Origin of the sequence: Novipirellula sp. (assembly GCF_041583735.1) — a bacterium.
GTDB lineage: Bacteria > Planctomycetota > Planctomycetia > Pirellulales > Pirellulaceae > Novipirellula.
The window spans coordinates 1-11,732 of the sequence record NZ_JBFHFD010000247.1 but is presented as its reverse complement, the minus strand read 5'-3'; the positions used below and the strand labels follow the sequence as shown (position 1 = coordinate 11,732).

Below are 11,732 nucleotides of genomic sequence, written 5' to 3'. Positions count from 1 at the left end.
GCCGCCGGTCGACCACTTTAGCCGTGGGGCCGTAAAAGTAATGGAATCCGGAGACATCGTGGGGCAGTCGAAGGGATTTGACGTGGTTCTCAATTTCGGTCTGGGTGTCTAAACTTCGCAATATCCGTATGTCCTTTGGCTGTTTTTTCGCCGTTTTACCCCTGAATCGATCATGCCTCAACCTCGCGTTTTGGTCCTCCGTGCTCCCGGTACCAATTGTGATGAAGAAACTGCGTTTGCGTTTGAGCAGGCAGGGGCGGTTGCGGAACGCGTGCACGTGAACCGTTTGATCGAGAATCCAGCACTGAAAGACCGCTACCAAATTTTGTGTTTGCCAGGTGGTTTCAGCTACGGCGACGATATCGCCGCCGGCCGGATTTTGGCGACGAAGCTGCGTCAGCACCTGTCGGATCTGGTCGATTCCTTTGTGCATGGTAAAGGGGATCGCTTGGTGCTGGGGATTTGCAATGGTATGCAAGTCTTGATGCGATTGGGCGTTTTGACCGAAGGCCTTTCCTCGCCGGTTGATGCTCCAGCGACGCTGACCTGGAACGACCACGGTCGATTTGAAGACCGCTGGGTTCACCTCGTCGTTGACAAAACCCCCTGCGTTTTCTTGAAGGACATCGAGCGGATGTACTTGCCGATGGCCCACGCCGAAGGCAAATTTGTAGCGGCCAGCGACGAAGTGTTGCAGACGATGCAAGCCGAAGGACGACTGGCGATTCGCTACGCCGACGGTGAAGGTGGTGGAATCCAAGGCGACGTGCTGCCGTTTCCCGCCAATCCCAACGGCGCCGACGCTAATGTCGCCGGAGTGTGTGACGCCACAGGCCGTGTCTTTGGTTTGATGCCACACCCCGAGCGGCACATCGAAGCGACTCAGCATCCGTTTTGGACGCGTCGTGACGAGCAGCCCGAATTTGGCGACGGGATGCCGATGTTCAAGAATGCCGTCGAGTGGTTTGCTTAAGAACCGTGTGAGCTTCAGGTGGCGTGAGGACTCATAGCGGAAGTCTTGAAGACTTTCGTGAATGGCCGGACAGGTCGAAATTCTGGCGTGAGTTCTGCGACGTCCGAAATCGTTGCGAAGGGGCCTTGCCAGCGTCGTTTGCGGCAAGGGTCACTGTTTAAAGTGGATCTCGCAGGCATCGTTTTCACACGATTTTCCGGCGATCTTGTAGCGTCGTTTGGCGACTTGGTTGTACATCCAACGCCACAGCCCTGCAGATCCGGGAATATGCAGAATCGGGGCGGCGATCCAGATCGTGGGCAGTCGCCGCGTCAGATAACGGACCGCATCGGCGCCACCATGACGGCCGCCATCTTGGTCGACGACGTACATCTGCTTCATTAAATCGTCGTACTTTAGGTCCGGGTACCGCTCCGCCACCCGTTTGTCGTGCAGTGACAGGTAGGTCAATCGCGATCCGCCCCAATCGAGTCGCCGTAAATTGGACACTTGTGACGTGCAGAAATTGCACTGCCCATCGTAGATCACGACATCGGCATTGGGATTTTCGTCTGGATCAGGCAGTTTTGGCGATTTTTTAGGCACTTGAGCCCTAGGTGGAAAGCGGAATGCACGGGTTCGCTCTCATTTTAGGCGGCCCGATGCGCTATACTAAGGGGGAGAGCCTCTTTCAACGCAGGAAATATGTGATGAACCAAATCGAATCGCGAGTCGCCACTGCCCGCCGACGTCTGATTTTGGCCCAATTTGGCCGTAATCTATGTTGGACGTTGTTTGCCGCCATCTTGGTGGCGGTCATCGCAATCGCGGTGCCTGCGATACGAGTGATGGATGTCGATTACTCGCTGTGGACCAATGGGTGGATGATCACAGCCGGTGTGGTGGCAGTCATCGCGGCGGCCCTGCATGCGATCGTCACCGCACCGTCGAAACAAGCGGTTGCTGCCGAAGTGGATCGCCGCTTTGGACTTCGCGAACGCTTGAGCAGTTCGATCAGTTTGGATGCCGACTCACGCAGCAGCGATTTTGGCTTGGCACTGGTCGACGATGCCGAGAAAAAGGCAGCCAAAATCGAGCTGGCCGAAAAGTTCTCGCTACAGCCGACGCGATTAGGTTGGCTGCCGATCTCGCTGATTCCTGTCTTGGTGATCGTATTGGCGTTGATTGAGCCCGCAACCAATACAAACGCAGACAGCACTCCCAAAATCGATATCGCCGAAGTCACGCAAGTGAAGACGGCGGCGACTCAGCTGAAAAAGCGAATCCAGCAACAAAAACGCAAAGCTTCGGCCGAAGGGCTAAAAGAGGCGGAAGAGTTGTTTGAAAAGATGGAAGCAGATCTCGATAAGATCGCCAAACGCGAAAACATGGATCGCAAAGAAGCGATGATCGCGCTGAACGATCTGAAAAAACAACTCGAGGAACGCCGTGAACAACTCGGTTCCCCGGATCAAATGCGGCGTGCGATGTCGCAGATGAAAGGGCTCGAGTCGGGGCCGGCCGACAAGATTGCCAAGTCGATCGAGAAGGGTGAATTCGGCAACGCCAAAGATTTGGTCAAGCAGTTGGCCAGCAAAATGCGTGATGGAAAGCTGAGCGAGGAAGAGAAATCGCAGCTGAAGAAGCAGGTTTCTCAGATGAAAGAGCAGCTGGAAAAGGCGGTCAAAGAGCACGAAAAGAAGAAGCAAGAGTTGCAGCAAAAGATCGACCAGGCTCGCAAGGAAGGGCGTGGCGAGGATGCTGCGAAGATGCAGCAAAAGATGAACGAGATGAGCCAAAAGGATGCTCAGATGCAGCAGATGCAAAAGATGGCCGAAGCGATGAGCCAAGCCCAGCAGGCGATGCAGCAGGGAGACGCCGGGCAAGCCGCCGACGCGATGGAGCAGATGGCCGATCAGTTGGGCGAGATGCAGCAGGAGATGTCCGAGCTGGAAGATTTGCAGTCGGCGCTAGAGGATCTGTCGCAATCCAAAAGCCAAATGCGATGTGAAGGTTGTGGAGGAGCGGGGTGTCAGCAATGCCAAGGCGGCGGTATGGGAGGCATGGGCGAAGGGCAAGGGCAGGGCGATGGTTTGGGAAAAGGCAGTGGGGCGGGCGATCGGCCCGAAGACGAGGTGGATACCAATACCTACGAGACTCAGGTCCGCGGCAAAGTGAAAAAGGGCAAGGCGATCATTGCCGGATTCGCCGATGGGCCTAACCGCAAGGGGATCACGCAAGAGGACGTCAAGCAATCGATCGAAGCCGCGCTGTCAAAAGAGAGTGATCCGTCGGAGAACCAGACGCTGCCACGGTCCGAACGCGAGCACGCTCAGCAGTACTTTGACCGTCTTCGCGATGGCAAGTAAAAGGTTCGAAATTTAACGGGCGGCTCGCGCCGCTCCGCTATAAAAACCACTCGGTTAGGGCCAAAGCAGATGGCATTGGGCTCGTCCACTACCGCCCGCCATTTTTTGTTCCGAACGTTCTAAAGCGGATGCCGTCTTAGAGATCCGCAAACGCAGCGTCGATCAGTTCAGCTTGCTCGATCTTGTGAGCCGCCATGCTGCCGGTGCTTGGGCTAGCTGATTCGTCTCGCGAGATTACCGTAAACTTGTGTTTTTCGGCGACCATGTCACCGAAGTTCAGTTTGATATAGGGCCACGCGCCCATATTCGTCGGTTCGTCTTGGACCCAGCGAATGTCCGTACCGGCGGGCAATCCGTCGATGGCAGCGGTCAGCGTCTCGGCTTGCAGCGGGTAAAGCTGTTCGATTCGCATGATCGCCACATCCTTGATCTCTCGCGACTCTCTGGCTTCGAGCAGGTCGTAGTAGATCTTGCCGGTGCACATCAGTAACCGTTTGCAAGTCGCCAGTGGGATCTGATCGTCGCCGAGGATCTTGTGGAACTGTCCACCGGCAACCTCTTCAATCGGGCTGACGACCAACGGGTGACGCAGCAAGCTCTTGGGGGACAGCAGGATCAGAGGCTTTCGCCACTTGCGAAGCACTTGGCGTCGCAAAAGGTGGAAAAGCTGAGCCGGCGTCGTTGGCTGGACCACTTGGATGTTGTGCTCGGCGCTCATTGCGAGGAAGCGTTCGATTCGAGCGCTACAGTGCTCGGGCCCTTGGCCTTCGAAGCCGTGCGGCAACAGCATGACGAGTCCGCTGAGCCGATTCCATTTGTCTTCGGCGCTGGCGATAAATTGGTCGACGATCACTTGGGCGCAGTTCCAGAAGTCACCAAACTGGGCTTCCCAGGCGCACAGTCCATCAGGCCGGTCGAGCGAATAGCCGTACTCGAATCCGAGCACTCCGGCCTCGCTAAGCGGGCTGTTGTAAAGTTCCACGCTCGCTTGGTCGTCGCTGAGGTGAGCGAGCGGCATGTAGGTTTCGCCGTTCTTGGTGTCGTGCAGCACCGCGTGGCGATGGCTGAACGTGCCCCGCTGGACATCTTGACCCGTCATTCGGATCGGATATCCCTCGGTCAACAAGGTTGCAAACGCGGCGGCTTCGGCGCTGGCCCAATCGAGTGGTTTTTTGCCTTGAGCCATCTCACGGCGAAGTGCCATCGGGCGTTTCAGCTTTTTGTTCGCCGCAAATCCTTCGGGCAATCGCGTCAGCGAATCAAGCAGTTCGCTGAGCTTGGTTTGGTCGACCGTCGTGTCGGTGGTCTCTGACGGTTCAAGTCCCCCATAGTAAACCGACCAATTTGCGGCCAGTGTTTGGGTGTCAGGAACAAAGGGTTCGTTTTTGCTCGCCTCGAACTCGCTCTCGAGTTTCTCGGTTCGCTTTTGCTGGATCTCTTCGCCTTCTTCGACGCTGATTTCACCAATTTCAACCAAGCGATTGAGGTACTGCTCTCGCACACTGGCGCGTCGATCGATCTCGGAGTACATCCGGGGTTGGGTGAACCGAGGCTCGTCCCCTTCGTTGTGACCCCAGCGGCGGTAGGCGTACAGGTCGATGACGACGTCGCGGTGGAATTCTTTGCGAAAATCCATGGCCAGCGATACGACCTGCGCAACCGCTTCGGGGTCTTCGCCGTTGACGTGGAAGATCGGAATTTGCAGCATCTTGGCGATGTCGGTCGCGTAGGTCGTGCTGCGGCCTTGGCGTGGTTCGGTGGTAAAGCCGACTTGGTTGTTGATGACGATATGCAGCGTACCGCCCGTGCGATAGCCTTCCAGCTCGCTCAGGTTGAGGGTTTCTTGGACCACGCCTTCGCCAGCGAATGCCGCGTCGCCGTGGATCAGGATCGTCATCACTTCGGAACGCTTGGTGTCTTTGCGATAGTCCTGTTTGCAGCGGCAGCGTCCCAAGGCGACGGTGTTGACGTATTCCAGGTGGCTGGGGTTAAAACACAGCGAGATATGGATCTTGTCGCCCGTTGCGGTGACCCAATCACTGCTGTAGCCGAGGTGGTAGCGGACGTCACCGCCCCCGCGACTGAGTTCCGGATCGGGATCGTCGAACGACCAGAAAATGTTCATCGCCCGTTTTTTCAGGATGTTCGCCATCACGTTCAAGCGACCGCGATGGGCCATCCCCATCACCACTTCCTTGACCTGGTGTTGACCCGCTTTTTCGAGCGCAAGGTCCAACATCGGGATCAGGCTTTCGGCGCCTTCGAGCGAGAATGTTTTGGCACCGACAAACTTGCGGCGTACAAATTCCTCGAAAATCGAAGCGTCGGCGAGTCGAGCGTAGATTCGTCGCTGGACTTGGTGTGATAACTCGAGTCGATTTTCGGTGGTCTCCATCCGTTTCTGCAGCCAATCGCGGATATTGCGATTGTCGATGTGCATGAATTGGGCGCCAATGCTGCGGCAATACGTGTTCTGCAGCTTGGTCAAAATGGCGTGCAGGGTGCTGCCGCTAACGTTCTCAAGAGCACTGCTATCGAGAGGCCGCTCGAGATCCTGGTCCGAAATGCCGTAAAGCTGGGGGCTCAACTCCGGAGAATCCGATTTCAGGATTCCCAGCGGATCGAGTTGGGCAGCCAAATGGCCGCGGACTCGATATTCCCGCACCAATTGATTGACGCGATCTTGGATCCGCGACATCCAGATGGCTTGATCGGTGGTCTCGTTGCCGGTGGAGCCTCGGCGATCCACGGCAGCGGTCGCGTTGCCCGCAGCGGCGGAGCCAGACGTGACGTCCCCGTTCTTTTTGAATGAGCTCTTGTTCGAAACGACAAGAAATTGTTCAAAATATTGACGCCAAGTATCCGAGACACTCGAAGGGTCCCGAACGTACTGGACATACAAGTCGTCGATGTAGTCCAAGCTGTAGCTATTCATATCGGCAAATTCGCCGTCTGGTTGCTGGAGGGCAGGGGAGGGTAGGGGAGGGCAGTTTGGCCGCCTCGATCCTACCAAAATCCATGATCGTCTCTAACCTTCAGAATTTAGAATATCGACCGCTAGGTTCCTAGTGGTTGTAAATGAGTTGTTGGGAAAGTCGGCATGCGGCATCGTTATCGGCCACGCTACGCTTCATCGCAGTCCCTCCTACTTTGGGATTTGCCGTCGGACTGATAAATTCCCACTCCTGCGGCGGTTATTGGATCGCCGATTTTTGTTGCCGCAAGCAAATTTGGCCCTGGTTCGATTTGCTCGCAATCGTATTCTCGTTGTCGCCCCAAATTATTTTTTTTGAACATGGCTGTACTGCTCCAACTCCGTGATGCTCACAAGCGATTCGGCGATCAGATCGTCCTCGAGGGGGCTGATGTCTCCCTGGTGGATGATGTGAAGGTCGGTTTTATCGGCAGAAATGGGGCGGGAAAATCGACCCTGATGCGAGTCCTGTTGGGCGAAGAAGAGCTTGAGCGAGGCGAAATCATCACCCATCCTTCGCTTCGAATCGGCTACCTTCGCCAACATGATCCATTTCAGCCCGGTGAATCCGCACTCGATTTCTTGATGCGAGATAGCGGGCAACCCGAATGGCGGTGTGGTGAAGTCGCGGGCGAGTTCGAGCTCAAGGGGGCCTATTTGGAGGGGCCGGTCAAAGCGCTCTCTGGCGGTTGGCAGACGCGTGTCAAGTTGGCCGCACTGCTACTGCACGACCCGAACCTCTTGATGCTCGACGAGCCCACGAACTTTTTGGACCTTCGTACCCAAATTCTGCTCGAGCACTTTTTGCGTGCGTTCAACAAAGCCGCGTTGATCGTCAGCCACGATCGGGCGTTCCTGAAAGCCACCTGCTCGCAAACCCTCGAGCTTTCGCGTGGCAAGTTGACGATGTTTACCGGCAAAATTGATGCCTACCTCGAATACCGCGAAGAACGTCGCGAGCACGATCGGCGAGTCAATGCGACCGTGATCGCAAAACAAAAGCAGTTGCAGCGGTTTATTGAAAAGAACCGCGCTAACGCGTCAACCGCCAGCCAAGCCAAGAGCAAGGCGAAGCAGCTCGAACGTTTGCAGACCACCGAGATCGAACGTGACGAACCGACCGTGCACATGCGAGCGCCGCGGGTCGATCCCAGACAGGGCACCGTGTTCCGCTGTACCGAGTTGGCGATCGGGTATCCCGACCACACCGTCGCGGACGGCATTACACTCGAAATCGAGCATGGGCAACGCGCGGCAATCGTCGGAGATAACGGGCAAGGCAAAACGACGCTGCTGAGGACGTTGGTTAATTCGCTCGAACCTGTGGCGGGGCAGATGAAGTGGGGACATGGAGTCGAGATTGGTACCTACGCGCAACATGTTTACACGAGTTTGGATGAGCGGATGACCGTCATCGAACATCTCGAATACAACTCGCTGCCCGGTACCACGCGACAGGAATTGTTGGCGATGGCCGGTGCCCTTTTGTTCCGCGATGATCAAATTCAAAAGAAGGTCAAAGTGCTCAGCGGGGGCGAGCGTGCAAGGCTCTGCATGGCCGGATTGCTGCTCAGTAATTCCAACGTGCTGGTGCTCGATGAGCCAGGCAACCACTTGGATGTCGAAACGGTCGAGGCGCTCGCCGGGGCGCTCGAGCAATATCAGGGGACGGTCGTGTTCACCAGCCACGATCGTCACTTTATGCGCCGTGTGGCGACTTGTGTGATCGAAGTGCGGGATGGCAGTGTGAAAAATCACTTCGGCGATTACGACAGCTACCTTGCTGCGATCGAAAAAGAGGTCGACGACAGCGAGGTGGCGCGTGGGAAGACTCCACTGCCTAAAGATGACAAACCAAGCAAGGGGGGAGGCGGCGATCATCGTCAAGGTCAACGCGATCAACGTAAAGCCGAGAAAGAACTGAAAAACGTCGAAAAGAAGATCGCCCGCCTGGACGACGAAAAGCGAAAGCTCAACGATCAACTGCTAACCGAAACGGATCCCGATGCCGCAGTCAAACTGCACAATCAGGTCAAGGCATTGGAAGTCGAGCTCTCCGAAGCCGAAGAACGCTGGGTCGAGCTCAGTGCCGACCAGGAATGGTAGAGACGGCTTTCCGGGCGAACCACCAGCGTGGGAAGGGTCGGTTGTAACAGTGTTGTCGCTTGTATCGACTTCGGTCGTCGAAGCGGACGCGTGCGAGCTCGGATACCGATGGAATCATTAGCAACCGTTATCGTCGGTTCTTGAAAATGATTTCGCTCGCCAGGAAGTGCTTCAAATGTTACTGCGTTTTGCTCTTGCTTGTTGCTCGTTGGGGTGTTTGGCGTCGGTTTCGATGGCCGACAATTTTGATCGCCGTGCACTCGCCGACAAGCACGCTCCGGCCGGGATCATGGGGGCTCACCTTCATGACAAAGGCGAGTGGATGGTCGAGTACAAGTACATGAACATGTACATGGAAGACAATCAGATTGGCGAAAACAAGGTTTCCGATGCGACGGCTCTGGGAACCGCAACCCCCGTCGGGCCTCCGGGCCCCGGGATCACGGTCGATGGCGTCACCACCAATCGCGGTGCGACTCCGACCCAAATGACCATGGAAATGCACATGGCTCACATCATGTACGGTGCGTCCGAAAACGTCACGCTGTACACGATGGCGATGTTGCCGAGCATCACGATGGACCACACGCGGGCAAACTATACCGATTTTACCACTCATAACAGCGGTTTTGGCGACACGGCCTTCGGAGCGTTGCTGCGAGTCTACAGCGATGAATGCCAGGATTGGATTTTTAATCTCGGTTGCTCGGTTCCGACCGGCGATATCTTTCGCGAAACCTCGACTCCGACCGGATCGCCGACCGCATTTCCGTACCCAATGCGTTTAGGCAGCGGTACATTCAACGCACGTCCCGGGCTGACCTACCGTCGCTTTCACGACTGGTACAGCTGGGGAGCTCAATTTCAAACCGATTTGCCGATCGGAAAGAACTATCGCGGCTACAGCGTTGGCGACGAATTTCGCTTTAACAGTTGGACCAGCGTGCTGTTGACCGATAACTTGTCGGTCTCGCTGCGGGGCGAGCACCTGTGGCGGACCGAGTACGATGGGCAGGATCCGGCCGCCAACGGCACGTTGATCAGCACCAATGTCGAGCAGTTTCGTGGTGGCTATTGGTACAACCTCGGTCTGGGAGCTCAGTATCTGTTTCATGGGCACTATTTCAATGCGGAGTTTGTGCCCACGATTAGCCAAGACCTGAACGGAATCCAGCTGGAAACCGATTACGCCTTTATCGCCAGCTGGTCCAAATCGTTCTAAGGGGCGAGCAGGCTCAGCAAGTTGAGGGCTCAGCAAGTTGAGGGATGAGAGTTCGGCTGCCCCCCTCACGCTCAGCAGATTTGTACGGGGCGATTCGCTTCGCGGCGATATCTTTGTAAAGTGGAGGTTGAGAGAGCGAGGATATTGCATCCTTGCTCGGTTTCGCGACTCCCTTTCCTCATCGCTCGACGTTTATGGTTGCTCCGCTAAAAATCGGTGATCTCGTCATCGATCCGCCTATTCTGCAAGCTCCAATGGCGGGATTCACGAATGCTGCGTTCCGTCAAATCGTTCGCGATTTTGGCGGTGCAGGGCTGTTGGCCACCGAAATGGTCAACGCTCGCGGATTCGTGTGGATGGATGAGAACGAAGCCGAGCATCCCGACCGCCTGTGGGGGGTGGCCGAAGAGCCGCGTCCGTTGGCCGTCCAAATCTGGGATAACGACCCTGAAACGATGGCCAAAGTCGGCAAACGTTTGGCCGAAGAGTACCAAGTCAGCATCGTCGATATCAACTTTGGCTGTCCCGTTCGCCAGGTGACACAGAAGGCTCACAGCGGTAGCTACCTGCTGCGTGATCCTCGCCGCATGTTTGATATCATCAGCCAATTGGTGAAAGCCTGCAGTCCGACGCCGGTCACGGCGAAGATTCGGCTGGGTTGCACTCGCGACAACGTCAACTGCAACGATGTCGCCAAGGTGGTCGAAGAAGCCGGGGCGGCCGCACTGACCGTGCACGGCCGAACCGCGCAAGACATGTTCCGCGGCAATGCCGATTGGGACAAGATCAGCGAGATCAAAAGTCGCCTGAAATCAATTCCGCTGATCGGAAACGGGGATCTGGATTCGGCTGAAAAGGTCGTGGCGGCGTTTGAGAAATACAATGTCGACGGCGTGATGATTGCGCGGGCTTGTCTCGGACGCCCCTGGTTGTTTTCACAAGCTGCCGCGGCGCTGCGGGGCGATCCGATTCCGGCTGAACCGACGATGACGCAGCAGCGTGACGTGATGCTGAAGCACTATCAATTGGTGGTCGATCGGTTTGGCGAAGAAAAGGGGACGGTGCTGATGCGAAAGTACGCTTGTTGTTACGCCCAAGGCAAACCGGGGGCTCGTCATTTCCGCTCGGGAGTCGCCAAGGTATCGACGCCCGATGAGTTTTACCGGATCGTCGATGAGCATTTCCCCGTCGAGGCGCCGACGGCATAGCTGTTTGTAGGCCCGTTTTTATAGGCCCTTTTTTGTTGGCCGGAACATTGCGAAGTTCCGGCACTGCGGCGTTAACGCACGCTGCGTTACTTATCTCTGACGCAGTTGTTTGACATAGCTTGGAAACATCCGCATGTCGTTTGGTAATTCCCCAGGGCCGATGATCAGCGGGCCTTTCTCTGCGGGCGGATGCAGCCCATGGCTGCCACGCACCAGTGTCGCGTCCAGCGGGATCACGTCCATCGAGTAACGAAAGCCTAGCTTCTTTCGCAGCACTTTCCGGATCGCACGAAACTTGCTGGTCATGAACAATTCGCAAGGGTCGTAGCCTGGTTTGCGATGAATGTCGACGGTGCGAGCAAAGTCGGGGGCATGCTGGTCATCGAGCCAGTAATAATACGCAAACCATGCGTTCGGTTTCGCCAATGCGATCAACTCGCCGCTGCGTGGATGATCAAGTTCAATCTCTGCCGGATCGACCACGCGATCGATCCCGGGAACCGATTCCAATTTGGCTTTGACTTCGGGGATCAATTCAGGGCGTGCAACGTAGACGTGCGCCAATTGATGGTCGCAGACCGCAAATGCCTCACATTCGCCGGGGATCATCATTTCGCCAAATGGTCCGTTACGAACGCCGAGCCAGCCCTCGGATCGTAATTCGCGATTGATCATCACCGGTTGGTCGACCGGCACCAAGCCGTACTCGGAAACGACCACCACTTTCGCGTCGATCGCGGCGGCGGCGTCGATGACCGTCTTCGCGCAGGCATCGACTTCGCGAACGCGTTGCACGTCGTGATCCGGGTACCGCTGGAAATCGTAATCCAGATGCGGCAGGTAGACCATCGTCAACTCGGGCTGCTTCTCTCGCATCACCAGCGCCGTGGCGTCGGCAATC

8 protein-coding genes are annotated in these 11,732 nt (G+C 56.3%); 5 read left to right on the top strand and 3 right to left on the bottom strand.

Going from position 1 to position 11,732, the window contains the following annotated elements:
- Window positions 1-172 precede the first annotated feature (172 nt).
- Window positions 173-973 carry a phosphoribosylformylglycinamidine synthase subunit PurQ gene (locus tag ABX962_RS18285; RefSeq protein WP_372721474.1) on the top strand — a complete coding sequence of 267 codons (801 nt, stop codon included), beginning with the start codon at window positions 173-175 and terminating at the stop codon, window positions 971-973.
- 150 nt (window positions 974-1,123) lie between these two features.
- Here the strand turns inward: ABX962_RS18285 and ABX962_RS18280 are convergent, their stop codons facing one another.
- Window positions 1,124-1,558: a thiol-disulfide oxidoreductase DCC family protein gene (locus ABX962_RS18280; RefSeq protein ID WP_372721473.1), complete on the bottom strand. Its 435-nt coding sequence runs from the start codon at window positions 1,556-1,558 to the stop codon at window positions 1,124-1,126.
- A 104-nt stretch (window positions 1,559-1,662) separates the two neighbouring features.
- Between ABX962_RS18280 and ABX962_RS18275 the strand changes: the two genes are divergently transcribed.
- Window positions 1,663-3,321 (top strand): hypothetical protein, encoded by a 1,659-nt coding sequence (locus tag ABX962_RS18275; protein WP_372721472.1) that lies wholly within the window; start codon window positions 1,663-1,665, stop codon window positions 3,319-3,321.
- 136 nt (window positions 3,322-3,457) lie between these two features.
- Here the strand turns inward: ABX962_RS18275 and ABX962_RS18270 are convergent, their stop codons facing one another.
- Window positions 3,458-6,256, bottom strand: a complete 2,799-nt coding sequence (locus tag ABX962_RS18270) for a 2-oxoglutarate dehydrogenase E1 component (protein WP_372721471.1) — start codon at window positions 6,254-6,256, stop codon at window positions 3,458-3,460.
- A gap of 360 nt (window positions 6,257-6,616) precedes the next feature.
- Here ABX962_RS18270 and ABX962_RS18265 point away from each other — a divergent pair, with 360 nt between their 5' ends.
- From ABX962_RS18265 to dusB, 3 genes are all read left to right on the top strand, one after another.
- Window positions 6,617-8,401, top strand: a complete 1,785-nt coding sequence (locus ABX962_RS18265) for an ABC-F family ATP-binding cassette domain-containing protein (protein WP_372721470.1) — start codon at window positions 6,617-6,619, stop codon at window positions 8,399-8,401.
- Window positions 8,402-8,576: 175 nt separating this feature from the next.
- Complete coding sequence (locus ABX962_RS18260) at window positions 8,577-9,623, top strand: transporter (RefSeq protein WP_345683312.1); 1,047 nt, start codon at window positions 8,577-8,579, stop codon at window positions 9,621-9,623.
- Window positions 9,624-9,817: 194 nt separating this feature from the next.
- A complete protein-coding gene (gene dusB, locus ABX962_RS18255) occupies window positions 9,818-10,831 on the top strand; it encodes a tRNA dihydrouridine synthase DusB (protein ID WP_372721475.1) in 1,014 nt (337 codons plus the stop codon).
- 90 nt (window positions 10,832-10,921) lie between these two features.
- On the opposite strand, the gene ABX962_RS18250 is transcribed toward dusB, so the two are convergent.
- A partial coding sequence (locus tag ABX962_RS18250; protein WP_372721469.1) for an alkaline phosphatase family protein occupies window positions 10,922-11,732 on the bottom strand: 811 nt, incomplete at its 5' end.